Origin of the sequence: Dactylosporangium sp. CA-092794 (assembly GCF_050948465.1) — a bacterium.
Lineage (GTDB): Bacteria > Actinomycetota > Actinomycetes > Mycobacteriales > Micromonosporaceae > Dactylosporangium.
Genome location: NZ_CP192044.1, coordinates 5,511,610 through 5,534,330 on the forward strand (window position 1 = coordinate 5,511,610; position 22,721 = coordinate 5,534,330).

The 22,721-nt window shown below is 73.4% G+C and carries 17 protein-coding genes and 1 pseudogene; 7 read left to right on the forward strand and 11 right to left on the reverse strand.

Translation table 11 applies throughout. The annotated features are described in order from the left end of the window. Positions 1 to 18: 18 nt before the first annotated feature. Genes ACQPXD_RS23650 through ACQPXD_RS23665 form a run of 4 tightly spaced genes read left to right on the forward strand, consistent with a single transcriptional unit; the run spans position 19 to position 5,018 of the window. A complete protein-coding gene (locus ACQPXD_RS23650; RefSeq protein ID WP_432841999.1) occupies positions 19 to 825 on the forward strand; it encodes a hypothetical protein in 807 nt (268 codons plus the stop codon). Then, entirely contained in the window at positions 822 to 2,375 is a 1,554-nt protein-coding gene (locus ACQPXD_RS23655; protein ID WP_432842001.1) for a CocE/NonD family hydrolase, read from the forward strand. Before ACQPXD_RS23650 ends, ACQPXD_RS23655 begins: the two co-directional genes overlap by 4 nt. Next, positions 2,360 to 3,721 (forward strand): YcaO-like family protein, encoded by a 1,362-nt coding sequence (locus ACQPXD_RS23660; protein WP_432842003.1) that lies wholly within the window; start codon positions 2,360 to 2,362, stop codon positions 3,719 to 3,721. Before ACQPXD_RS23655 ends, ACQPXD_RS23660 begins: the two co-directional genes overlap by 16 nt. Positions 3,722 to 3,728: 7 nt before the next feature. Continuing rightward, a complete protein-coding gene (locus tag ACQPXD_RS23665; protein WP_432842005.1) occupies positions 3,729 to 5,018 on the forward strand; it encodes a YcaO-like family protein in 1,290 nt (429 codons plus the stop codon). A 41-nt stretch (positions 5,019 to 5,059) separates the two neighbouring features. Here the strand turns inward: ACQPXD_RS23665 and ACQPXD_RS23670 are convergent, their stop codons facing one another. From ACQPXD_RS23670 to ACQPXD_RS23715, 10 genes are all read right to left on the reverse strand, one after another. Further along, positions 5,060 to 8,539, reverse strand: a complete 3,480-nt coding sequence (locus ACQPXD_RS23670) for a hypothetical protein (protein ID WP_432842007.1) — start codon at positions 8,537 to 8,539, stop codon at positions 5,060 to 5,062. Continuing rightward, on the reverse strand, positions 8,536 to 8,835 hold the full coding sequence (locus ACQPXD_RS23675; protein WP_432842009.1) for an ArsR/SmtB family transcription factor: 300 nt from the start codon (positions 8,833 to 8,835) through the stop codon (positions 8,536 to 8,538). Before ACQPXD_RS23675 ends, ACQPXD_RS23670 begins: the two co-directional genes overlap by 4 nt. A gap of 65 nt (positions 8,836 to 8,900) precedes the next feature. Beyond that, positions 8,901 to 9,773, reverse strand: coding sequence for a metal ABC transporter permease (locus tag ACQPXD_RS23680; RefSeq protein ID WP_432842011.1), 873 nt, complete (start codon positions 9,771 to 9,773; stop codon positions 8,901 to 8,903). Next, a complete protein-coding gene (locus tag ACQPXD_RS23685) occupies positions 9,760 to 10,587 on the reverse strand; it encodes a metal ABC transporter permease (RefSeq protein WP_432842013.1) in 828 nt (275 codons plus the stop codon). The genes ACQPXD_RS23680 and ACQPXD_RS23685 overlap by 14 nt, the downstream gene beginning before the upstream one ends. Before the next feature lie 45 nt (positions 10,588 to 10,632). Beyond that, entirely contained in the window at positions 10,633 to 11,403 is a 771-nt protein-coding gene (locus ACQPXD_RS23690) for a metal ABC transporter ATP-binding protein (protein ID WP_432842015.1), read from the reverse strand. Further along, positions 11,396 to 12,340 carry a metal ABC transporter substrate-binding protein gene (locus ACQPXD_RS23695; RefSeq protein ID WP_432842017.1) on the reverse strand — a complete coding sequence of 315 codons (945 nt, stop codon included), beginning with the start codon at positions 12,338 to 12,340 and terminating at the stop codon, positions 11,396 to 11,398. The genes ACQPXD_RS23690 and ACQPXD_RS23695 overlap by 8 nt, the downstream gene beginning before the upstream one ends. 367 nt (positions 12,341 to 12,707) lie before the next feature. Beyond that, positions 12,708 to 12,971 carry a hypothetical protein gene (locus ACQPXD_RS23700; protein ID WP_432842019.1) on the reverse strand — a complete coding sequence of 88 codons (264 nt, stop codon included), beginning with the start codon at positions 12,969 to 12,971 and terminating at the stop codon, positions 12,708 to 12,710. Between the two features lie 107 nt (positions 12,972 to 13,078). Beyond that, entirely contained in the window at positions 13,079 to 16,318 is a 3,240-nt protein-coding gene (locus tag ACQPXD_RS23705; protein WP_432842021.1) for a BTAD domain-containing putative transcriptional regulator, read from the reverse strand. 141 nt (positions 16,319 to 16,459) lie between these two features. Continuing rightward, entirely contained in the window at positions 16,460 to 17,767 is a 1,308-nt protein-coding gene (locus tag ACQPXD_RS23710; protein WP_432842023.1) for an esterase/lipase family protein, read from the reverse strand. Further along, positions 17,764 to 18,201 (reverse strand): hypothetical protein, encoded by a 438-nt coding sequence (locus ACQPXD_RS23715; protein WP_432842025.1) that lies wholly within the window; start codon positions 18,199 to 18,201, stop codon positions 17,764 to 17,766. Before ACQPXD_RS23715 ends, ACQPXD_RS23710 begins: the two co-directional genes overlap by 4 nt. Before the next feature lie 195 nt (positions 18,202 to 18,396). Between ACQPXD_RS23715 and ACQPXD_RS23720 the strand changes: the two genes are divergently transcribed. Further along, positions 18,397 to 18,897: an RICIN domain-containing protein gene (locus ACQPXD_RS23720; protein WP_432842027.1), complete on the forward strand. Its 501-nt coding sequence runs from the start codon at positions 18,397 to 18,399 to the stop codon at positions 18,895 to 18,897. 246 nt (positions 18,898 to 19,143) lie between these two features. Beyond that, complete coding sequence (locus tag ACQPXD_RS23725; protein WP_432842029.1) at positions 19,144 to 20,892, forward strand: DUF1906 domain-containing protein; 1,749 nt, start codon at positions 19,144 to 19,146, stop codon at positions 20,890 to 20,892. A gap of 144 nt (positions 20,893 to 21,036) precedes the next feature. On the opposite strand, the pseudogene ACQPXD_RS23730 reads toward ACQPXD_RS23725, so the two are convergent. Then, positions 21,037 to 21,438, reverse strand: a pseudogene (locus tag ACQPXD_RS23730) (transposase family protein); the annotation flags it as partial. A gap of 149 nt (positions 21,439 to 21,587) precedes the next feature. Between ACQPXD_RS23730 and ACQPXD_RS23735 the strand changes: the two are divergent. Continuing rightward, complete coding sequence (locus ACQPXD_RS23735) at positions 21,588 to 22,142, forward strand: hypothetical protein (RefSeq protein WP_432842031.1); 555 nt, start codon at positions 21,588 to 21,590, stop codon at positions 22,140 to 22,142. Positions 22,143 to 22,721: the final 579 nt, after the last annotated feature.

The following is a 22,721-nucleotide window of genomic DNA, read 5'->3' on the forward strand; positions in this document are numbered from 1 at the left end:
TTCATCGAGGAGCCCGACGTGACCCGCACCGCCCCGCGCATCGCCGCCGGCGCCCACCTGTACCCGGGCCCGGACGGCGCCTGGCGCTACCACCGCCCCGGCGACGAGTTCGTGCGCATCACCGCCCCGGAGGACCTCCTGGTGGCCGCCCAGCGGCTGCTGCACGGGTCCGCGGCGGGCGACCGCCCGGAGGGCCTGGACCAGCTGCTGGCCGCGTTCGGCGAGCGCGGCCTGCTGGCCGGGACCGAGGCGGGCGAGCCAACCGCCCTGGCGACGGTGTGGGTCGAGGGTGACAATCCGATCGCCGACCAGGTGAGCCGCCTGCTGCACGACGAGGTGCGGGTGCTCACCGGTCCGGCCGATGAGGGCGCGGCCCGCGCCGACCTGGTCATCTCGTGCGCCGGCTGGCTGCCCGACGCGCGCTGGCGGCGGCTGGATCGGCTGTGCCGGGAGCGCGGCATCGCGTGGCACATGAGCTATGCCGAGGGCCGCCGGTGGTACGTCGGGCCGCTCGCCGTGCCCGGCGTCACCGCCGGCTACACCGACGTTCGCGGCCGGCGCCTCGCCGCCGGCGGGGTGCCCGGCGAGCTGCTCGCCCACTGGGCGTACCTCGACTCGGCCGCGGCCGCGCCGCCCGTGCCGTGGCCGAACGCCGGCGCCGCCGCGATCGTCGCCGGGCTGATCGTCAACGACGTCCTCGCCTGGCGGGACACCGGCACCGCCGCCGCACACGGCTGCCAGATCGGCGTGGACCCGGGCACCGGCGAGCTGACCCGCCACCCGGTGCTCCCGCTGCCCGCCATGGCCGGCTCGGAGGAGCCGTGACCGCCGTCCGCGCGAACCTGCGCGTCGCCGCGCCGGACGGCGCCGGCCTCGCCACCGACGTGTACCTGCCCGGGGACGGGTCCACGGCCGCGCCGGTGGTGGTGACCCGCACGGCGTACGACCGCAGCGCGCACCTGCACGAGGGCCTGGGCTGGGCCGGGCACGGCTACGCGTTCGTGGTGCAGGACGTGCGCGGCCGCTACGACTCCGACGGGGCCTGGCGGCCGTACCGTGCCGAACGCGCCGACGGCGCCGCCCTGGCCGACTGGATCGCCGCCCAGCCGTGGTGCGACGGCCGCCTCGTCGCGCTCGGCGGCTCCTACAGCGCCTACACCGCCTGGACGATGGCGGTCGAGCGCCCCGCCCTCGTCGCCGGCCTGGTCAGCCTCGGCCCGGCGATGGGCCTGGCCCGGGTCAAGTTCGACCGGTCCGGCATCCTGCGCCTGGCCGAGCACGCCGCGTGGTGGCTGGAGCGGGCCGAGGCGCGCACCAGCCGCACCGGCATCGCCGCGGCCATGTTCGCCGCCGAGCCGGACCTGCTGCGGCACCTGCCGGTCGCCGGACTGCCGGAGCGGATGTGGGCCCGCCTCGAGCGCTGGGGCGACGCCCTGGACGACGGCGCGCCCGAGGCGGTCACCGACGCGGAGATCGCCCGCGTCGCCGCCGCCACGCTGCACGTCGGCGGCTGGTACGACCTGCTCGTGGACGAGACCCTGCACCAGTGGCGGCAGACCGGCGCCGCGCACGCGCCCCGCCCGCCCCGCTCGCTGCTGATCGGCCCGTGGGAGCACGACCTGTGCTGGTCACCGTCCACAGTGGTCGGTGACCGCGACCACGGCCCCGAGTCACGCGTCCCGCCCGGCCCGCTGCTGCTCGACTGGCTGGAGCGCGCGCTCGGCGACCGGCCGGGCGACACGAGCGCGCGGGTCTTCGTCGCCGGCGCCGGGCGCTGGTGGACCGGCGAGCAGTGGCCGCCCGAGACCGTCCCCAGCACCTGGTACACCGGCGCCGGCGGGACGCTGGCGCGCGAGGCGGCCGGCGACGCGGCGGACGGCTACCGCTACGACCCGGCCGATCCCTACCCGTCCGCGGACCCCGGCGCGGACCGCTCGGCGCTGCAGGACCGCGCCGACGCCCTGCGTTACACCGCCGAGCCGCTCACCGAGCCGGTCACCATCGCCGGCGCGCCCACGGTGACGCTGCACGCGACCACCACGGCGCCCGGGACCGACTTCGTGGCGCGGCTGCTGGAGTGCCGGCCCGGCGGCGCCGTCCTGGCCATCGCGCAGGGCGCCGTGGACACCGGTCGCGGGCACCCGCCGTACCACATCGAACTCGACCACGTCGCGGTCACCGTCCCCGCCGGGGCCCGGCTCCGGCTGGAGCTCACCAGCAGCGACTTCCCGCAGCTGGCGCGCAACCTCAACACCGGCGCCGACCGCTACCGCACCGCCGCCCTCGCCGCCGCCGTCCAGACCGTCCACAGTGGCCGAAGCGCGCCCACCGCGGTCACCCTGCCCGTATTGGAGACACCGTGGACGCCGGCCTGACCCGCCTCGCCGAGGAGCTGTTCGACGACCCCGCGCCCGCGGAACGCCGGCTGGTCGATCCGCGGCTGGGGCTGCTCACCGCGGTCACCCGCCAGCCGCCGCAACCGGGCGCGCCGCCGGGCTGGGTCGGCTACGGCGCGCACGTCGCCGACACCACCGCCTACGCCCCGTGGACGGTCGACCGTTACGGCTTCGGCGCGGCGCTGGGTGACCCGGGCCGGGCCCGCCGGGCCGCGGTCGGGGAGGCGGTGGAGCGCTACTGCGGCAACATCGTCCCGGCCGGCCTGCCGGTCGCGAGCCACGCCGAGCTCGTCGCCGCCGGGCACCGCGCGGTCGACCCGGGCGACCTCGCGCTGTACTCGGCCGAGCAGTACGCCACGCCCGGGTTCCCGTTCGTGCCGTTCACCCGCGACCTGCGGGTGCCCTGGGCGCGCGGCACCTGCCTGCACACCGGCGCCGACACGTTCGTCCCGGCGTCGCTGGCCTACCTCAACGGCGGCGGCGGGACCGGCCCGGCCACCAACGCGCTGTCCTACGCCGGGATCGCCACCGGCGCCGACCGTGCCCACGCCGAACGGTTCGCGCTCGAGGAACTGCTCGAACGCGACGCGACCGCCCTGTGGTGGGACGCCGGCACGCCCGCACCGCTCATCCACGACGCGGGCCCGATCGTCGACCGGGCCGGAGCGGCCGGGCCGGCCACGACCGTCCGGCTGCGGCAGGTGCCGTCCGGCTTCGACGTGCCGGTCGTGGCCGCGTTCATCGAGAACCACCACGACGGTGTGATCGCCTTCGGCAGCGCCTGCCGGGCCGACCCGGCTGAGGCGGCCACGAAGGCGCTCGTCGAGGCGATCGGCATGCACGCGCTGACCCTGAAGCTCACCGATCCCGCCTCCGACGTCTGGGCCGCCGTCGCCGACGACACGATTCCCGGCCACGTCTTCCGCCCGTACCGGGCCGACCGCCGCTACCACGACGCGTTCCGTCCCGACCTGCGCGACCTCGTCGACCTGCCCGCCGTGGCCCAGCTCTACCTCGACCCCCGGATGCAGGGCGGGCCGCTGGACCGGCTGCGCGCCCCCGCGCCCGTCACGAGCCTCGGCGAGCTGCCCGCCGTGACCGAGGCGGTCGCCCGGGAGGTGTACCTCGCCAAGCTCGCCTGCGCCGGGCTGTCCGCGATCTCCGTCGACCTCACCACCCCCGACGTCGCCGCCGCCGGCCTGTGCGTCATCCGCGTCGTCGTCCCCGGCCTGTACGGCAACGCGCCGCCCGCCTTCCCGCTGCACGGCGGGCGCCGCCGGCCCGCCGGAGCCGGCCCCGACCGGCCGCCGATCCCGCTCGCCTGAGGAAACCATGCGCACCGACCTCCTGCTCGACGCCCGCACCGGCATCGTGCGCCGCCTGGCCGCCCAGCCGATCCCCGGCCGATTCCCCCGCTCGTACCGGCTGGTCGACGCCTACCTGGCCGACGCCCGCGCGTTCGGCCCGTGGCCGATGGAGACGGCCGGCGCCGGCTACGCCTTCGGCGACCCCCGGCCCGCCGTCGCGGCCGCCCTCGGCGAGGCCGCCGAGCGCTACTGCGGCAACCTCGTCCCGCCCGGCCTGCGCACCGCCGCCTACGCCGAGCTCGCGGCCGAGGGCACGCCCGCGGTCGACCCGGAGACCCTCGCGCTGTTCGCGCCGCACCAGTACGCCGCGCCGGGGTTCCCGTTCGTGCCGCTGACCCGGGACCTGCCGGTGCCCTGGACCACCGGCACCGACCTGGCCACCGGCCGGCCGGTCGCGGTGCCCGCCGCGCTGGTCTGGGTCAACCATCCCGGCGGCCCGCGCACCAACCCGATCGTCCAGGCCGGCCTCGCCGCCGGCCCCACCCGCACCGCCGCCGACTGGAGCGCCCTGCGCGAGGTCGTCGAGCGCGACGCCATGACCGTCACCTGGACCGGGGGCCGCCCGGTGTACCGCATCCGCCCCACCGACGCCCTGCGGCGCCTGGGCCGCGGCGCGGCCGGCGAGCTGCGGACCCGCTGGTACGCCTTCGGCGCCGGGATCGGCCTGCCGGTGGTGGGCGCGCTGGTGCGGGATCCGGCCACCCGGTACCTCTCGATGGGCATGGGCTGCGACCCCGATCCCGTCGCCGCCATGACCAAGGCGCTCGGCGAGTCGCTGCAGTTGCAAGTGCTGCTCGCCGACTACGACGACCCGATCGGCCCGTTCGCCCGGGCCGCGGCCGCGCCGGGCAGCCCGCTCAAGCCCTGGCGGGCCGGCCGCGACTACGCCAACGCCTACCGGCCCGACCTGGCCGACGCCGTCGACTATGGCTGCCATCTGCAGCTGTACCTCGACCCGGCCGTCCAGGAGCGGTTCCTGTCCCAGCTCGACGCGCGCACCGACGGCGAGGCCGACCCGGCGGACCTGGCCACGGACGCGCCGGCCGACCTCGCGGCCGCGGTGCGCCGCCTGGCCGCGCTGGGCCGCCCGGCGATCAGCGTGGACGTGACCACCTCCGACGTGCGGGCGGCCGGGCTGCACGTGACCCGGGTCGTCGTGCCGGGCTACTACACCAACGCCGCGGCCGGCCTGCCGCTGCTCGGCGGCACCCGCCTCGGCCGGTCACTCGCGCCCGGCCTGCCGTTGCCGCATTGAGCGGCTCTCGTCTTCTGGAGTCCGACCTGCCGTCTTGAGCGCTACCAGGCTCCTGCGGGCGTGCCGTCGTCGGCCAGGCCGTAGCGCTCGATCATGTCGGCGCTGACCCGGTCGCCGAGGCGGCGGTGCAGCCGGACCAGCTCCGGCACGGCGGCCGGGTCGCCGCGGTTGGCCGCGAGCACGCACTGCGCGGCCGCGGCCTTCGGGTTGCCCTGGTCGAGGTGGCGGCGGGCGAGGACGAGGTGCGCGCCCGCCCGCTCGTAGACCGCGGCGACGGCGGCCGGCACCGGCGCGTCCGTGGCCAGCCGCAGCCGGATCAGCGGCCGCAGGTCGACCTCCCGGCCGGCGGCCGTGGCCCGCCGGGCGAGTCGCTCCGCCCCGGCCAGGTCGCCGGTCAGCGCGCGGACCGCGATCAGGTCGGCGACGGCCCGCTCGTGCCCGCGCCGGGCCGCCCGCAGCGCCAGCCGGTCGGCGCGGGCCCGGTCACCGTCGTCCTCGGCGCGCAGGTGCGGCAGCCGCAGCAGCGCCCCGGGGTCCGCGGCCTCGTACGCCGACCAGTACAGCTCGCCGGCCTCCTCGGCCCTCCCGGCCTGCTCCCGCAGACCGCCGAGGTGGCGCAGGACGGCCGGGTGGCCGCGCTCGGCGGCCTCGGCGGCCAGCCGGGCGGCATCGGCCCGTTGGTGCTCGTCCCACAGCCGGGCGAGCTGTTGCGCGGCGGCGTCGTCACCAAGCTCGGCGGCCCGGAGGTAGAGCGCGGCGGCGGCCGGCCGGTCGCCGGCCCGCTCCCGGGCCTGCCCCAGGTCGCGCAGGGCGGTGGGGTGGCCGAGCTCGGCGGCCCGCCGGGCGAACGCGGCCGCCGCCGTCGGGTCCGTGTCCCGCAGCAGCCGGGCCAGGGCCTCGGCGGCGTCGGCCACGCCGCCGCGGGCCGCCTCCCGGTAGCGCGCCTCGGCGCCGTCGTCGCCCGCCCGGTGCAGCGCGCGGGCCAGGTCGAACAGCGCGTCCGGGTCGCCGCCGGCCGCGGCCCGCTCCAGCAGCCGCACCGCCTCCTTGCGGTCCCCGTCCCGGCCGCGGGCCCGGGCCAGCCGGCGCAGCCCGGAGCCGTCGCCGAGCAGCGCGGCCCGCTCGGCCAGCCGCACCGCGTCGTCGTCGTGGTGCTCGCCTTGGGGCCGCCGGGTGTGGGCCGTTCGATGCGGTGGGGTGCGTTCGCCGAGGGGTGCGGCCCGGTCGCCCGGCCGTATTGCGTCGTCGGACCGCGTCGGGCCGGCATGGGCCGGGCCGGTGGTCGGCCGCGTTGCGTCGGCGTGGGCCGGGCCGGTGGTTCGCCGCGTTGGGTCGGTGTGGGCCGGGCCTGTGGTCGGCGGCGTTGGGTTGGCGTGGGCTGGGGCGGTGGTCGGCCCTATTGGGTCGGCGTTGGCCGGGGCGGCGGTCAGCACGGCGATGTCGGCCAGCACCGACGGGTCGCCGCAGCGGCCGGCGATCACCGCCAGCCGCAGTGCGCCCGCGCGGTCGCCGCGGCGGTGGCGCTCGGTGGCCAGGGCGCGCAGCGGGCCGGTGTGGCGGCGGCAGGCGAGCCGGGCCGCGAGCGCGGTGGCCCGGGTGACGCTGGCCGCGAGACAGGCGTCGAGGCGGTGCAGTTCGCCCGGGTCGGCGTCCGCCGCCAGCCGGCGCCGCAGTGCCGCCACGGCGCCGGGCTTGCCGAGCCGGCGCTGTTCGTCGCGCAGCAGGCGGTGCTCGAAGGCGTGGCCGTAGAACGCCGCCGCGATCGCGAACCGCTCGGCCGCCTCCGCCGGCCCGCCGCGGCGGTGCCGCTCGGCCAGGCGCCGCAGCCCGCTCGTGTCGCCGCCCGCCGCGGCCTGCCGCGCATACCGCTCGGCCTCGGCGTGGTCGCCCCGATCGTGGACGATGACGGCGAGCTCCGCGGCGGCGCCGGGCGAGCGCTCGGCGGCGGTCCGGTACAGCGCCTCGGCGCGGGCCGTCCCGGGGTGCCGGCGGGCGAGCGCGCACAGCAGCCCGGCATCGCCGGCCGTGGCCCGCGCGAGGGCGTCGGCCCGGCCCGGGTCGCCGTCCTCATCGGCCCGTAGGGCGAGTGCCTCCACGGCCGCGGGGTCGCCCAGTTCGGCCGCCGCGATCGCGAGCCGGTCGGCGCCGCGCCGGTCGCCGGTCCGCTCGCGCAGCATCGCCAGGCGCGCCATGGCGACGGTGTCGCCGTCGTCGATCGCCAGCGCGAGCCGATACGCCTGTCCCGCGCGGCGGAGCCGTCCGCGCCGTTCGGCGTGTGCCCCGGCGGCGCGCAGCACGCCGGGGTCGGTGACGGCGGAGAGCGCATCCCAGAACCGTTCCGCCGGAAACACCGCCGCCCGTTCCGCCGCACCCGCGCGGTGCACCGCCTCGGCCAGCCGGTAGCGCCGCTCGCCGTCCGCGACGAGCGGGGCCGGCCCATCCGACGCGTCGGTCGCATATCGCAGTGCCGTGTCCGGGTCGTTCGTGGTGGCTTCCAGGAACGCGACCGGGATCCACGGCGGGAAGCCGAAGCGCCGAGCGTCGACCGCGGCGTCGAGGAGGTCCCGCGCGACGGGCGGCGCCTGTTCGTAGCGGCGGAGCGGACCCGACCGGCCGGCGCTCGTGGGCGCGACGGTGACGCCGCTGCCCCGCGGCAGCGAGCGCGCCGTGGCGTGCGGGTCGGGCTCGCCCGGCAGCGGTGGGGCGGTGAGCCGGCTCCAGGGGCCGGCGCTCGTGGGCGCGACGGTGACGCCGCTGCCCCGCAGCAGCGTGCGGGCCGTGGCGTGCGGGTCGGGCTCGCCGGGCAGCGGTGGGGCGGTGAGCCGGCTCCAGTGTTCCGGCCAGAGCGTCAGCACCACCAGGACCGGCGCGCGGTGCGGGTCGTCGACCAGCGTGCGGAGCCGCGCCGCGAGCGCCGCCGCGTCCGTGGCGTCCGGGTCGAGCGGCGGGCCGGCGTCGGCGAACCACACCACCGTGTAGGGACCGGCCGCGGCCAGGTCGCCGTCCGGCCGCCAGAGCCGCCACAGGCCGGGCAGGGTGCGCACGGCCGCCCACGCGGTCCGGGTCCGGCCGGAGCCCGGCGGGCCGACGAGCGCCAGGACCCGGCTCGCCCCGGCCCGGGCCGCGTCGACGATCCGCGCCGCCGTGTTGTCGTGCGGGTGGGGCTCGGAGGGCGGGGTGACGCCGAAGGCCGAGGGGTCGGCCTCGGGGATCGGCACGCCGGGCCGGCGGCCGCGTAAGGTGCGGGCGGCGGCGTGTGCGGTGTGCCAGGCCGATCGGACCCGCTCGGCGGTCGCGGCCGGGTCGTGGCCGGCCGCGTGGGCCAGGGCGGCGCCGACGAGCACGGCGTAGTCCTCGCTCGGCAGGCCCGTGTCGCCGCGCAGCATGGCGGCGATGGCGTGGCGGGTCGGGGCCTGGCCGGCGATCTCGCGGGCGTGCTCGGCGACGGCGGCGAACGTGGGGCGGCCGGCCTCGGTGTAGAGGGCCTGCAGGAGGTCCTTGAAGGCGCGGACCGCCGTCATGCCGGCGCGCCGAGGTACCGCACCGCGATGGCGAGCAGCGAGCTGACCTCCGGGTCGCGCAGGCGGTACACCACCTGCCGGCCGTCCTGGGCCCGCTCCACCAGCCGGGCGTCGCGCAGCACCCGCAGGTGTTGCGAGGTGAGCGTCTGCGGTGCGCCGATCGCGTCGACGATCTCGTGCACGTGCAGTTGGTGGTGGGCGATGAGCAGCTCGACGATCGCCAGCCGCAGCGGCGCTCCCAGCGCGCGGAACAGCGCACTGACCCGCTCATGGCGCTCGGCGGCCGGCGTCGGCATCGGTGCTCCTCGGCGGATCGACGGATGCGCAGACGATACTTGTTTTCATTTCGGATAACGAGACATCATATGGCGATGTACGCATGCTCGGCGGCCTCGCCGTCGGCAAGCCGCGCCGGGCGGCGCCGCCTGCGGGCGAGCAGGCCCTGCCGGGGTGCGGCGAGCGTGGACAGCACGAAGCAGGCCGCGGCCAGGAGGCTGATCGCGCCGCCCGCGGCGACGTCGAACGCGCGGGACAGGTAGAGGCCGCCGACCGCGCTGCCCACGGCGACGGTGACGGCGAAGACGGTCATGGTGGCGATGCGGTCGGTCCACAGCCGGGCCGCGCCCGCGGGGGCGACGACGAGGGCGAGGGTGAGGATGGTGCCGACCGCCGGTACCGACGTCGCGACCACCGCCTCGATGAGCACCAGGACGAGCAGGTCGAGGGCGCCGGTGCGGTAGCCCGCGGCCCGGGCCCCGTCGCGGTCGAACGCCGTGAACAGCAGCTCCTTCTGGACCGCGGTCAGCACGACGGCGACGAGCACGGTGACCGCCGCCGCGACGGCCAGGTCCCGGTCGCCGACGGTCAGGATCGAGCCGGTGAGGTAGGCCGTGAGGTCCTTGGTGAAGCCGTTCTGCGCGGACAGCAGCGCGACGCCGAGGGAGAACCCGGCGGCCAGCGCCACCGCGGTCGCCGTGCTCGAGTCGTGGCCGCGGCGGCGCGACAGCGCGGTGACGGCGAGCGCGGCCAGCACGCCCACGGCGAACCCGCCGAGGTAGATGTCGAAGCCGACGACCGCGGCGACCACGACGCCGGGGAACGTGGCGTGGGTCATGGCCATGGTGAAGAACGCCTGCCGGCGCAGGACGACGTGCACGCCGATCAGGCCGCACACGGTACCGACGAGCAGAGCCTCGATCAGGGCCCGGTTGAAGGCGACGTCAAACCACCGCATCGGTACTCCTCCGCCGGGGGAGCAGCGCCCGGACGAGCAGCGTGAGCAGGTACAGGGCGACGAGGGTGAGTACGACGGTGGCCCCGCCGGCCAGGCGCAGCCCGTAGCCGACGGAGGCGCGGTAGCTGACGGCCAGGCCGAGGTAGCCCGCCAGCGCGGCCACCGCCACGCCGGTGAGGGTGATCGCGGGGATCCGGTCGGCGACCAGCCGCCCGGTCGCGGCGGGCACCACGAGCAGGGCGATGACCAGCAAGGTACCCACCGACTGGGCGGCGGCCACGACGACGAGGGCGACCGCGAGGTTCAGCACCAGGTCGAGCAGCCAGATCGGGTACCCCATGGCCGCGGCGGCCGCCGGGTCGAAGGCGCGCAGCAGCAGTTCCTTGTGCAGCAGGGCGAGCGCGACGAGCACGACGCCGGCCACGATCGCGGTCCGGGTGATCTGGCCGGCGGTGACGGTGAGCAGCCGGCCGAACAGGAACGAGGTCAGGTCGGCGGTGTACGAGGCACGCCGGGAGACCAGCACGACCCCGGCCGCGAACATCGCGGCCAGCAGCACCGCGAGGGCGGTGTCGTCGGTGACCCGCCGGGCCCGGGTGAGCAGGGTGAGCAGGACGGCGGTGACCGCGGCGGCCAGCAGCGCGCCGGCGAAGACGCCGTTCACGCCGCCGACGAGGAAGCCCAGCACGACGCCGGGGAAGACGGTGTGCGTCATGGTGTCGGCGACGAAGCCCAGCCGCCGGGTGAGCACGTGCGTGCTGACCACGCCGGCGAGGACCGCCAGCAGCAGCAGTTCGGTCAGGGCGCGGGCCATGAACGGTACCGTGAAAGGCTCGACAAATGTGGCGTGCATGGCGCCTCAGTGGTGGGCGACGACGATCTGGTCGCCGTGCAGTTCGAGGGCCTGGCTGCCGTAGGTGGCGCGCAGCAGGCCGGGAGTGAGGGTGGCGCCGGTCGGGCCGAAGCCGAACATGCGCCGGTTGAGCAGGCAGGCGTGGTCGCTGACGTGCTGGGCCAGGGCGAGGTCGTGGGTGGAGATGAGCACGGCGGTACCCTGCCGCTTGAGCTCCGCCAGCGCGCCCAGCAGGGCGTCCTGGCTCACCAGGTCGACGCCGTTGAACGGCTCGTCGAGCAGCAGCAGCCGCGGCCGCGCGGCGATCGCCCGGGCGAGCAGCACGCGCTGGCGCTGCCCGCCCGAGAGGGTGCCGAAGGTGGCGCCTGCCCGGTCGGCGAGGCCGACCCGCTCCAGGGCCTCGGCGGCGATGCGCCGGTCCGCCCGGCCGGGGCGGCGCAGCCAGCCGACCTGCCGGTAGCGGCCCATGAGCACGACCTGCGCGACCGAGACCGGGAACTGCGGGTCGAGGGCGTCGGCCTGCGGCACGTATCCGACATCGCGCCGGGCCACCGCGGGCGTGCGGCCCAGCACGGTGATCGCGCCGGACACCACCGGTACCAGACCGAGAATGGCTTTGATCAGCGTCGACTTGCCGGCCCCGTTGGGCCCGATGAGCGCGACGACGTCGCCGGCGTGCACGCTGCCGTTGATGTCGGTGAGCACCGGCTCGGCGTCGTAGGCGACGCTGGCGTGCTCGATGCGCAGCGCCGGGCCCGGTTCGGCAACGTCAGGCACCGAGCGCCTGCACGATGACGTCGGTGTTGTGCTCCTCCATCTTGAGGTACGTGTCGCCGGCCGAGCCCTCGGGGCCGAGCGTGTCGCCGTAGAGGGCGTCCTCGCCGGCCACGACCTTCACCCCGGCCTGCTTGCCGATGGCCTCGGCGGTCTTCGGCGGCAGCGAGCTCTCGGAGAACACCGCCTTGGTGCCGGTCTGCTTGATCTTCGCGACGATGTCGTCGATGTCCTGCGCGGACAGCTCGGCGGAGGTGTCGAAGCTCGGGATGATCGAGCCGACGAACTCGAGCTTGTACCGGTCGATGTAGTAGCCGAACGCGTCGTGGTTGGTGACCAGCTTGCGCCCGTCCGGCGGCAGCTTGTCGATCTTGCTCTGGATGTCGGCGTCGAGCGCGTCCAGCTTCGCGGAGTAGTCGGCCAGGTTCTGCTCGTAGACGGCGGCGTCGGCCGGGTCGGCGGCGGCGAACGCCTTCTCGATGTTCTGCGCCATGATCTTGGCGTTGCGCGGGTCGTGCCAGATGTGCGGGTCCCCGTCCTTCTCCTCCTCGTCGCCGTTGCCCTCGCGGATCTTCACCCCGGCGCTGGCATCGGTGGCGCTGCCCTTGAAGCCGGCCGAGCCGATGGTCTCGTCGAGCCACTTCTCCAGGCCCACGCCGTTCTTGATCAGCACTTTGGCGCCGCCGATCGCGGTGATGTCGGCCGGGGTCGGCTCGTAGTCGTGCGGGTCGACGTTGGGCTTGAGGATCTGGGTGACGGCGACCTTGTCGCCGCCGATGTTGCGGGCGAAGTCGGCGATCTGGGTCGTCGTGGCGACCACCGCCAGCTTGCCGCCGTCGGCGGCCGGCGCGGAGCCGGCGTCATCGCCGCAGGCGGCGAGCGGCACCACCAGGGCGACGGCGACGGCGAAGGGGGCTATGGAACGCCGGACAGGGCGCATGGTTGCTGCTCCTCGGGGACACTAGCTGCGTGAACGCGCCAGACGATACTCGTTTTCATTTCCGATAACGAGCCGTCGCATCGCGATGTACGCATACGCCCGCGCCTGATCGTGGTGATTCATGTCGGGCGGCCGCCGCCGTGCCGGCCGGGTGTCGATGGCCGTCGATCAGGGCACGCGCCGCCCCCTGGGCGGCGCGGCCGGGTGATGGTGCGGCTGTCGCACCCGCCGGGCGCACCATCATCCGATCCGCGTGGGCCGGGGCGGACGTATGTCTCCGTGATCATGATGCTCGCGGTGACCGCACACCGGGTTTGCCATGATCCCGGAGCCTTTCGGTACACAGGGGTACATCACCACTCCACGATCATGAAAAACCGTTGGTGTCGGCGGCGGGCACAGCATGATCGCGGAGACTTCCGGTCGCTACCCCGTGCTCCACGGCGACCGGGTGGGACGTGATTGCCGGCCGCCGCCCGGACAGCGCGTTGGGACGCGCGGCGGGCACCACTTGGCCGACGGTTTTCGGCGGCGTTATTACTGGTTGGCGGCGGCGAATGCCCGACGGGTGTTTGTCCGGCATGGCGCAAGACACCGCCTCGACGAACTCCGGCTGATCGGCGTGGACCACGACGCCCAGGGTTACGGCGCGGGCCCGCCGCGACCGTTTGGCGACTGGCTGCTGGCCCACCCGCCGAGTCGGCTCTCGCTGACAGGCCCGTACGTCTGACCGGCCGACTACAACCTTGCGTCCAGTTCGGTCGTCTCGCGGGTCGAGCCCAGGCCGGCGTATAGGTCGCGGGCCTCCGTCCACGAGGCGCGGGCGGCGGTCGGGTCGGTCGCCGACTGCGCGTCACCGAGGGTGCGCAGGGCCGCCGCCAGGAAGGACGGCCAGCCGCGGGTTCGCCACAGCCGCACCGACTCCGTCAGATGGGCGAGCGCGTCGGCCTGGCGGCCGTCGACCAGGTCGAGCTCGCCCAGCACCCCCAGTGCGTCGGCGACGTGGTGGGACATGTTGTACTGGCGGCCCAGGGTCAGGGATGCCTCGGCGGCGGACCGGGCCCGCGGGTCGGCCTGCTTGTAGTACACCCGGGACAAGGCGAGCATCGTGAGCGCCTCCGCGTAGTGGTCGCGGTAGCGCTGGGAGATGGCCCGCGACTCGTCCAGATAGCCGAGCGCCTCGTCGAGGAGGCCCGCCTCGCTGTGGAAGATGCCGAGGAACTGCAGGACCGCGGCCTCGTAGCGCGGGTTGCCCAGGGCGCGGGCGTCGTCGAGGGCAGCGTGCAGGTGGTCCGGGATGCCGTCGAAGCGGCCCTGCTCGCGGTACGCGAGGGCGATGGCCACGTGGGCGCGGGCGCGGCCGCCCAGGTGAACGGCGTCGGTCGCCAGGAGCAGTCCGCGCTCGGCTGCGGCCAGGGCCGCCGGCAGGGCGCCGCGGGCCGAGAGGCCCCACGAGAGCATGACCTCCGCGTCGGCCATGCCGCGGGGCTCGGCCAGGGCGGTGAACATCGCCACCAGCAGCCGGCCGTCCGCCTCGAGGCCCGCCATCGCGTCGGCGTTGGTGCTGTTCCAGGCGCGCACCTCGGCCAGGCCGCGTAGCATCACCGCCTCGCCGAGCGTGTTGCCGGTGCGCTGGCACAGCAGCATGACCCGCTCGTTGGTGGCGCGCCAGGATTCGTACATGCCGCGCAGGTCGAAGTATTTCTCCAGCGAGGCCGCCAGGTCGAACGCCAGGTCGTCGAGGCCGTGGTCGCATGCCTGCCGCACCGCGGCCAGCAGGGCGGAGCGCTCGGCGTCGAACCATTCCAGGGGGTCGAAGCGGGTCAGGTCGGGCACCGGCGGGCGCGCGGCCGGGCCGGACAGCACCGCGAAGCACGGGCCGGGCACCGCGACGGCCATCCGTTCGGCCAGGGCCAGCCACGCGCCCAGGCCGCGGGTCAGCGCGTCCGCGGACTCGGCCGGCTCCGCGAGCGAGCGGGCGTAGAGCCGGACGAGGTCGTGCAGCCGGTAGCGCACCTGCCCGACCCGGTCGGTGCGGGCGAGCATCAGCAACTGTGCGTCGACGAGCGCGTCGAGGTGCTCGATCGCGTCGTCGAGCGGTGCCTCCAGCAGGCAGGCGGCCAGCCAGACCGGCGCGTCGGGCGCGTCGAACAGGCCGAGCATGCGCAGCAGCCGCTTGGCGACGTCGCCCAGCCCGCGGTAGCTCAGCGCCAGCGACGCGCGCACCTCCAGGTCGCCGGCGGCGAGCCGGTCGAGGCGGCGGTGTTCGTCGGCGAGTAGCGCGGTGAGATCGGCGAGCCGCCAGCTGGGCCGCGCCGCGAGCCGCGCGCCGGCGACCCGGACCGCGAGCGGCAGCCGCCCGCACAGGCGCACGAGCTCGGCCGCGGCGGCGGGCTCGGCCGCGACCCGGTCCGCGCCGGCGACCTCGCCCAGCAGGCGCAGCGCGTCGGTGAGCGCGAAGTCGCCGAGGTCGAACCAGCGTGCGCCCTCGACCCCGGCCAGCCGTGCCCGGCCGGTCACGATGACCGCGCAGGTCGCCGAGCCCGGCAGCAGCGGCCGGACCTGGGCCTCCGCGGCGGCATTGTCGAGCACGACGAGGATACGCCGGCCGGCGACCCGGCTGCGGTACAGCGCGGAGGCCTCGACCGGGTCGTCGGGCACCGCGTGACTGTCGACGCCCAGCGCGCGCAGGAACCGGGCGAGCACCTCGATCGGCGTCGCCGGGGACGGGTCGATGCCGCGCAGGTTGACGTACAGCTGGCCGTCCGGATAGTCAGCGGCCACGCTGTGCGCGATGTGTACCGCGAACGCCGTCTTGCCAACCCCGCCCATGCCCGCGACACCGACGACGACCAGCGCGTTCTTGCCCGCCGCGAGCAGTTTCCCGGCGGCGGAGAGCTCGGCCGCCCGGCCGGTGAAGTCCGGAATGTCCGGCGGGAGCAGGGCCGGGACCGGCGCGACTGTCGAGGGCCGGAGCACCTCGACCGTCTCGTGCGCCTGCGGCACCTCGTCGCGTAGCACCCGCACGTGCGCGGCCTGCATCTCCTGCGACGGCTCCACACCAAGTTCGTCGACGAGCCGGGCGCGCACCTCGGCGTACAGCCGCAAAGCGGCGGCCCGCTCGCCATCACCGGCCAGCAGGAGCATCAGCCGGGTGTGCAGCCCCTCGTGGAACGGCTCGGCGCGGGCCAGGCGCGACAGCGGCGTGACTGCCGTTTCGTACAGCCGGAGCTCGATCGCCAGGTCGGCGAGGCGCAGCGCCGCGGCGAGCCGCTGCTGCCCGAGCGCGGCCGCGGCCGGGTGCCCGCGCAACCGAGGGTTGGCGTCGGCAAGCACCGGCCCGCGCCAGCACCGCAGCGCCTCTTCGAGCAGGCCCAGCGCCTCCGCCGGCAATGACGCCTCGACGTTCGCCGCCCGCGTGACCAGGCCCACGAACCGCGTCACGTCTACCGCGTCGCCGTCGATGTGGAGTCGGTACCCACCGTGCGTCAACGGCAGGACGCCGTCCGCCGAACGCTCGCCGCGATCCGGCTCCAGGATCGCGCGGAGCCGCCCGACGGCGGCGTGGACCTGGGTCGCCGCGGTCTTCGGCGGCCTGGCACCCCACAACATCTCGACGATCTCGTCCCGCGACACCGGCTGGTCGACCTGCAGAGCCAGCAGGCCGAGCAGCCCGCGCTGGGCGGACGTGGCGATCCCGATCGGCTGCCCGCCCCGGGACACGGTCAGCGGGCCGAGCACGTCGACCTCGGTCTTCTCACGCCGCGCGCGGCCGCTGCGGTTGAGCACCTCGAACAGTTCGTCGCGCTCCGCCGCGGACAGTCCGAGGGCCGCGGCGAGCCGATGCAGGGATTCGGCGTGGGGATGTCGCACCCGGTTCCGTTCGATGTCGCGCAGCGCTCGGACGCTGATCCCGGTGCGCTCGGCGAGTGATTCCTGAGTGAGTCCGGCCCGCCGCCGGTGCCGTTCTATCAACACGCCGACAAGGGTCGAACTGGCCTCTGCCTGGGCCGATGACTCCATGCGATGCCTCTGGACCGGGTGCCGGAAGGAACGACGTCGGCAGAAATCTGCCGACGTCGATTCTGCCGGTTGATCAGCACCCGGTCCAGTGCCGGGTCAGCGTCCATCGGCGTAATAGTTGCCCCACATCGCGACCTCGACCGGTGCGGTACCGGCGGGATTGGTGTTCCAGCCGCCCATGTCGTATTCCGGGAACGACCAGATCGTCGAGAATGGCGGGGTCATGTTGCAGGGGTTGTACGAGTCGCAGTAGTACATGGCGTACGAGCCGGGGCCGGCGGTGCGCATGCCCGCGTGACTGAGGCCCTGGCCAGGGTTGTAGAGGATCTTATGGCCCATCTTCGCGGTCGCGGCGAAGTCCAGGGCGCTGTCGTAGTGGATCAGCCCATCGTCGGCCGACCCCTCGATCGTCCAGTCGGTACCGCCCCGGCCGCCGCGCACCTGCGCCTGGGGGTTCGCCCGGCCCTGGATCCAATCGCGCATGAACGGGTCGTCCTTGCTCATCTGCCGGCACTGCGTGTTGTGCCAGGCCGCGATGCAGGTGAGCGTCGAGGCCGCCCAGGCGCCTCCGTGTGGGGTACTGAGGGTGCTGACATCTTCGACATAGAGGTATGGCGGCCAGGCCTGGGCGTTGGACGGCGACAGGTCCGGGTGCTCGGTGCCGGTGATGGCGGCGCGGGTGACCAGGCCGCCCATCGAGTGCGCGACGATGTCGATCGACACCCCGAACTTCGACCAGTTATTCCAGATCAGCCAGGCCAGCGAGTTGCCGAGCTCCTCGATGGGGATGTCCCGGGTGCCGTTGCCGTACAGGCGGTAGTCGCACGACGAGTAGTCGCCGTAGTAGGTCACGGTCTTGAGCAGGTCGTCGGTCCAGCCGTGGTTGCGGTACATCTGCTTGGCGTTCGCCCATACCGACGAGCAACTGTCGCCGCCGGTGTCGTAACCGTGCACGAAGAGCACTGTGCGACGACCGTCTGTCCGCGCGGGCGGGGAATACGCCTCCGGGCAGGAGGCCATGCCCGGCCACGGGTCGGTGCTGGTGTAGACGTCGACCGCCGGCATATAGCCCCAATTGCCGCGCGACTCCATGCCGGGGAAGGGGCGGTCGCCGAGCGAGTAGTACCAGACGTCGTTGCCGCCGGAATGCGGCTCGCCGATCCGATAGCACAGGAACCAGCTCGTCGTGCTGTCCATGTACGCGGTCGGCGTGCCGTAGGCAGCGTCGCCGTACATCCTCGCGCCGCCGCGGTTGCCGCAGGTCCAGCGGCTGGTGAACCGCCAGCCGGTGTTCGGGTCAACCGTGGTGGCGCTCGTCTGTCCGCAGGTCCCGGCGCTGGCGGGCAGCGCCGGGAGGACGATGAACGCGGTACAGAGCAGCAGTAACGCCGCGATCCTTTTCACGGCAGGGTGCACCAGTTGCCGGCGGCGGCGCATTGGTAGAGACCACTGTCCGGCTCGTCGTTGCCGCCGCCGCTGAAGTACACCTCCGGCACCCAGCCCCACGCGCCGTTGTCGGCCTGCGTGAACGCCCACCATCTGTTCTGGTAGCCGTTGAGGCCATATTCGCCGAACTCCGCCTGGCCGTTGAACCAGTTGGCCCATCCGCCGTAGGTCAGGTAGCCGACGGGGGCCTGGTTCCCGCCGGTCCAGACGGCGCTGATGTCGTACACCGGCACGTTGCCGGTCCACAGTGGACAATACTGGACCTTGAAGATCGAGTAAACGGTGAACTGTGTGCGGCTGCACGGAGACGCGTCGGAGGCCGACGCGGTGCCCGGGGTGGCGATCAGCGCCGTCGCGAGGACGGCCGGGGCGAGCAGGATTCGGGTTCGCATGGGCCAGACTCTATGCACCACGATTCTACGCGCCGCTCAGTCGCGACTACGCCCTGCGCGCCCCCGGACCTGCGGATGCGGCAGTCGGGCGGCAGATTGCGCACGCCGCGGATCTGACGTGCGGTCCGCGCTTAGTTTTCGTTTCTCATACCGTCCGTACGTTCGGCTCCTGACCCAGAGAGAGGTGAGGGAGCCATGACGGCAACATTGCAACGCTGGCGCCGGCCCACATTGCCCGGGCTGCTGCTCGGGATCTTGACAATGGCGGCGGGGCTGCTGGCCGCACCGTCCGCGGCGCAGGCCGGGGCCGGAGATCCCGTCTACATCTACCAGAACCAGGGCACCAACCGTTGCCTCGAAGACAGCTTCAACAACGGACTCCGGACCTATCCGTGCGATTCCAACAAAGGCAACCCGCAACGCTGGAGAGTTCACTCCTGGGCCGACGGGACAGTCCGGCTGCAAAATGTGTATACCGCCCATTGCCTGGACGACACCTTCGACTTCGGCCTGCGCACCTGGGACTGCAACGACGGCGAGAACCAGAGCTGGTGGGTCGTGTACTGGGGCGACGAGACGCGCAGATTCCAGAACCAGGCCACCGGCCGGTGCATCGAGGACAGCTACGTCAATGGCTTCCGGATGGCCTCGAACTGCGACGACAGCGTGTGGCAAAGCTGGTACAAGTCGGTTTAGCCGCCGGCAGATGAGCGGCGAAGGCCCTAGCGGCTAGGGCCTTCGCCGACAACGGCGCCTCCATCCCGAGCTGCTGGCCGGCATCACGATCGGCCCGGTGGAGATTTCGGCATTCATCTCACCTCCGAACACCGCACCGTCCCAATTGGAGGGTCAACTGTGCCCAACAACTCCAGAACCCGAGCGTCCTGGCCGGCCCTTGGAATAACGGCCGTGATGATCGCGGCGCTGGCTGGCATCGATGCCATGACCGCGTCGGCGGCGGAGGCCGCCCCTGCACAGCCCGGTACCCAGACCATCTCGTACCTGGGTCACCGGTTCACCGTGCCGGACTCATGGCCTGTCGTGGACCTCACGTCCGACCCGAACACCTGCGTACGCTTCGACCGGCACGCCGTCTACCTGGGCCGGCCTGGACTCAACCAGGACTGTCCGGCGCGGTTGATGGGGCGCAGCGAGGCGCTCCTGGTGCAGCCCGACGCCGCTGCCAGCGGCGGGGCCCGGACCGTCGAGAACGCCACGGCTCACGAGTTCACCACGTCGGTCGACGGCCTCACGGTCAGCGTGACCTACGGTCAGGACCGTGCTGCGGCCCAGGCGATCCTGGCCAGTGCGGGCCTGCCCTCCACCGGCCTGGCGGGAGCCGCCTCCGGGGCAACGCCGGCGGGCAAGGCCGCCGCGACGCAAGCCGCAACATCGGCGCTCGTGGGCTCGGATGCCACCAACTACACGGGCTACGGCTTCGATGCATGCGCGGCACCGTCATCGGCGGCCATGAACGCATGGCTAGGCTCACCGTACCGTGCTGTCGGCATCTATTTCGGCGGCGGCAACCGCTCCTGCTCGCAACCCAACCTGACGGCAAGCTGGATCGCCGCACAGGCGAGCGCGGGCTGGCACTTCATCCCGCTCTACCTGGGGCTCCAGGCGTCCACCCAATCCTGCCCGAATTGCACCCTGATCACCTCCCCGGCCAGCCAGGGCAGCAGCGCCGCAATCGATGCGGTCAACCAGGCGCAGGCATTGGGACTGCCGGCGGGTAGCACGCTCTACTACGACATGGAGTTCTACGGCTCGCACAGCAGCATCGCCCTGACCTTCGAGTCCGCCTGGACCCAACAGCTGCATGCGTTGGGGTACAAGTCCGGGATCTACAGCAGCCTCTCGTCCAGCATCACGGATCTGATGAACAACCAGTCCTCGTACACGATGCCCGACGTCATCGACTTCGCATCCTGGCCCGGCAGCGGGGCCACCACGTACGACCCGGCGATCCCGAGCACGCTCTGGGCCAACCACCAGCGGGTCCACCAGTACAGCGGTGGCCACGACGAGACGTACGGCGGGTACTTGATCAACATCGATCAGGACTACCTCGACGTACAGGTGGGTTCGGGTGGAAGTACCCCACCGCCGTCCGGTACCTACACGGTGACCACGTTCGCCAGTGCGCCCGGCTACGCGTCGGCGACCAGCACCAGCCAGACCGGAACCCTCAACGCCGGCAGCAACTACGTCTACTGCAAGTACTGGGGCCGCCAGATCGGCAGCGGCAGCAGCTACAACCACTGGTGGCTCAAAACGGACCTCGACACCGGCTCACCGTGGCAGAACCAGTACATCTCCGCCTACTACCTCAACAACTGGGGCAGCGACGAGGCACTGGCCGACAACGGCGTGACCATCCCGACCTGCTCCGGCGGCGCACAGCCGGTCACGCAGTACACGGTGACCACATTCGCCAACGCACCCGGCTACGCCTCCGAAACCAGCACCGGCCAGACCGGAACCCTCAACGCCGGCAGCAACTACGTCTACTGCAAGTACTGGGGCCGCCAGATCGGCAGCGGCAGCAGCTACAACCACTGGTGGCTCAGAACCGACCTCGACACCGGCTCACCGTGGCAGAACCAGTACGTCTCCGCCTACTACCTGAGCAACTGGGGCAGCGACGAGGCATTTGCCGACAACGGCGTCTCCATCCCGAGCTGCTGACCGGCATCACGATCCGGACTGCCAGCGCGGACCGGCACTGACAGCCTGACATCTGCTTGGGGCAGGCAAGACGAGTTCGGTCCACCGCCGAGGGGCGGAGTCCACGCAAGGGACTCCGCCCCCAGGGCCTATCCGCTGGTGAGCATGCTCACGGCCGGGCCGTACGTCGGAGGTCCAGATCGGCCAGCCGTCCGGCACGGTGATGGCCTGGACGTTGCCGCCGTGATTGGTGTGCTTGCCGGACCACCACAGATCCACATCGGGCGTCGGTCCTGCGGTGCGGCACCGGTCCGTTTCGATCAGCGTGCCGTCGATGGTGACGTGGCTGTAGCCGGCCGTCTTGGCCGCCAGCAGCGCCCCGCGCAGGCTCGGCACGCGGGCGGCGAGGACGTCGATGCCTTCGTGTAGGTAGGCGTAGCCTGTGGACCGGCCGATCGCGTTGTCCCGGGCCAACTGGCTCATCCGGGTGCCGTCCAGGAACCAGCGCAGGATCAGGACCGCCGTCTCGGTGCGTACCGGCAGGACCGAGGTGTATGTGACACTCATCGTCGGCGCGGCGCCCGATGAAGTTGATCTGCGAGAGGACCACCTTCTTACCGGGGTGCTGCGTCTTTTTGTTGCACCGCAACGGATTCGGCGTGTCACCACTGCGGACCACCGGAAAGTAGGGCAGGTCAGCCGCGTATATTACCGACGTGTCGAGCGTCGATTCCATCGCCGCGCCTGCCGGAGACGCAGTGACCTTCCGCAACCGTCGGTGGCGGGTGTTCGGAGCACTGCTGTGGATCTTCGCGTCCGTCTGGCTGCTGCTTCAGGTCGCCCTCATGGTGCTGAGGGTGGCCGTGTCCGGCCACGCGCCGATCATGTTCGACGTGGTCTCGGCCGCAGTGGGTGTCGTGGTTTTTCCGACGGTAGTCGCGGGCGTTGTCCTGCTGATCTGGAGACGGCGCCTGGCCTGGGTACGAGTCTCGGTGGCCGGCTTGGAATTTGCCGCAACCCGTCGGCAGCCGGTGTTCCTGCCATGGCCAGCGGTCCAGACGGTACGGCTGCGCTATCGCGGCCCGTTCACCGAACTGCTCGTCACGCCTACCAGTCTTGACGCCGCTGCCGTGGCACCGATCTGGGCGTGGGCGCCACGGCTGCACCGCCGGTCGGACGCCCCCGCCTTCGTGGTCGACGTCGGCATGATGACGCCCGGGCCATCCGTCTTGCTCGACGAACTCGACCGACGGCTGGCTGCCCGCGGTTGACGCACTCCGCGCACCGAACGGATCATGGCTCGCAGCGGCACCCGGCTCCTTCAACCACGCCTGCATCACCCGACTGTCGGTAGCCGAAGCGTTACTCGGAATAGCTCATTGCTCTTTCGCTCTCAGGGCGCGGCGCCACGTTGCGCTGCCCCGCCCGTGGTTGCAAGTGGTCACGCCAGTCAGGGCAAAACCAAAAAGCAATTTTGAATCCCAAGAGGGAAAGAGCAACAAATTTGAGCTGTACGCGAAGAGTCTACGATCGCGACTCGTTGCCGTGGCTGGCCACCGTCGGTGTTGATCAGATACGCGCTCATGCCTCGGGGGGGATAGACCACGGCCACCGCGGGCGGAACCCGGGGCGAACTGGACGACTCGGCCGTCTGGCATCGGCCGGATCCCAGGGGGCGGAGAAGGTCGTCGCCGCCCGGCAGGCGATCGCGCCGCGGGTGCTCGCCGGACGAGCCGTTCGTGGCGGCGGACCTCGGCGCGTTGCCGACCCGTGTAGCTGATCTTGCTGGTAGTGACCTTGCGGTGTCGGCCGGCCGCCGCCGAGCCGGCGGCGTCTCGCGCCCACGTGTG

Excerpts from the sequence above, each read along its gene's own strand:
- ACQPXD_RS23680 (WP_432842011.1), bottom strand. The coding sequence starts at position 9,773 with ATGCGGTGGTTTGACGTCGCCTTCAACCGGGCCCTGATCGAGGCTCTG.
- ACQPXD_RS23720 (WP_432842027.1), top strand. The coding sequence starts at position 18,397 with ATGACGGCAACATTGCAACGCTGGCGCCGGCCCACATTGCCCGGGCTG.
- ACQPXD_RS23695 (WP_432842017.1), bottom strand. The coding sequence starts at position 12,340 with ATGCGCCCTGTCCGGCGTTCCATAGCCCCCTTCGCCGTCGCCGTCGCC.
- ACQPXD_RS23725 (WP_432842029.1), top strand. The coding sequence starts at position 19,144 with ATGACCGCGTCGGCGGCGGAGGCCGCCCCTGCACAGCCCGGTACCCAG.
- ACQPXD_RS23685 (WP_432842013.1), bottom strand. The coding sequence starts at position 10,587 with ATGGCCCGCGCCCTGACCGAACTGCTGCTGCTGGCGGTCCTCGCCGGC.
- ACQPXD_RS23715 (WP_432842025.1), bottom strand. The coding sequence starts at position 18,201 with ATGCGAACCCGAATCCTGCTCGCCCCGGCCGTCCTCGCGACGGCGCTG.
- ACQPXD_RS23670 (WP_432842007.1), bottom strand. The coding sequence starts at position 8,539 with ATGACGGCGGTCCGCGCCTTCAAGGACCTCCTGCAGGCCCTCTACACC.
- ACQPXD_RS23665 (WP_432842005.1), top strand. The coding sequence starts at position 3,729 with ATGCGCACCGACCTCCTGCTCGACGCCCGCACCGGCATCGTGCGCCGC.
- ACQPXD_RS23675 (WP_432842009.1), bottom strand. The coding sequence starts at position 8,835 with ATGCCGACGCCGGCCGCCGAGCGCCATGAGCGGGTCAGTGCGCTGTTC.